General features: G+C 34.2%; 1 protein-coding gene. It reads left to right on the top strand.

All coding sequences use genetic code 11. From position 1 onward, the window contains the following. Positions 1-636 (top strand): SMI1/KNR4 family protein (locus tag DXD68_RS24005; RefSeq protein WP_233577307.1); only part of this gene is annotated, 636 nt, incomplete at its 5' end. Positions 637-658 lie beyond the last annotated feature (22 nt).

The following is a 658-nucleotide window of genomic DNA, read 5'->3' as shown; positions in this document are numbered from 1 at the left end:
TTAGTGATTATGAATCAAAAAAAGGAAATATTAGAAAAATTGGCTTTCATAAGACGCCATAAAGAATTTGCATCTTTTGGAGTAAAGGAACAAGAGGTGTCTTATAATCCTTGTCTATCTGAAGAAGATATTAAGGAGTTTGAGCATAAACATTGTATAACTCTTCCTGATGATTACAGAACTTTTATTTCTGAAATAGGAAATGGAGGTTTCGGACCGGGATATGGATTATTGCCTCTTGATAAAGCTATTGTTGATTTCAAATTAAAAGATAAACCTAATATTTCCTTGAATGAAAAATTCCCATATCAAGATAGTTGGAATGAAGAATGGATAACTTCCTTTAATTGGGACGAGGGATACCCGGAAACGGAAATTGTTGATGCGTATATTAGTACCTCCCATATTGCAGGCAGTCTGCAAATAAGTCATTTCGGACATGGATGTACATTTCTATTGGTGGTGAATGGAAATGAAAAAGGACATATTTGGTTTGATGGACGAGCTGATTATAGTGGACTTGTACCGAAATTGAAAGATGGGCAAAGAATATCATTTATAGAATGGTATATAACCTTTCTTGATATGGAAATTGAGAACATAAATGAATCACTAACAAACAGCACTACCGCTTAAAGCGGAACGCTGCCAAACATTA

It is taken from the genome of Parabacteroides sp. TM07-1AC, from assembly GCF_003480915.1.
Taxonomy (GTDB): Bacteria; Bacteroidota; Bacteroidia; order Bacteroidales; family Tannerellaceae; genus Parabacteroides; species Parabacteroides chongii.
The sequence above is the reverse complement of the archived record's forward strand: the minus strand, read 5'-3'. Positions and strand labels throughout refer to the sequence as shown.